This window comes from Stenotrophomonas sp. A3_2, assembly GCF_036624925.1.
Lineage (GTDB): Bacteria > Pseudomonadota > Gammaproteobacteria > Xanthomonadales > Xanthomonadaceae > Stenotrophomonas > Stenotrophomonas hibiscicola.
Window position 1 is genome coordinate 1 of the sequence record NZ_JAZKVY010000320.1, and the last position, 435, is coordinate 435.

Sequence of the window (435 nt, forward strand, 5' to 3'; positions counted from 1 at the left end):
ATCGCGATCGCGATAAAGAACAGCAATTTGGCAATGCCGATAAACGCGCCGCCAATACCGCCAAAACCCAGCACCGCGAGCACGATGCCGATGATCAGAAACAAGAATGCCCAGCGCAGCATGATGCATCTCCCTTGATTGTCGCCACCAGGCCAATGGCCACGGCGATGCTCAAGTTCCCCATCGTTAACCGCTGCGGTGCGGCTCGCCTCAAACAGGAACCAGGCGCGGCGTTCGGCGCGATCGGTCCACTCGTCCAATATACCACTGGTGCCGTTGTCGCCAGCATCATCGACGATCCGCTTGGCTTCGTGGAAGCTTGCAACCAGCTTCAGATTGTCTTCGCGCAGCTCGTTCAGCATCGCCGTCGGCGCGACGAAATCGGCGTCATTGTCCTTGATCGTCTGGTGGCGCGCAATGTCGCCGATCGATCGC

General features: G+C 58.9%; 1 protein-coding gene. It reads right to left on the reverse strand.

Features of this window, described 5'->3' with window-relative positions:
- On the reverse strand, positions 1–122 hold a 122-nt coding region (locus tag R5H29_RS14865), incomplete at its 3' end, for a DUF1328 family protein (protein ID WP_332329374.1).
- Positions 123–435 lie beyond the last annotated feature (313 nt).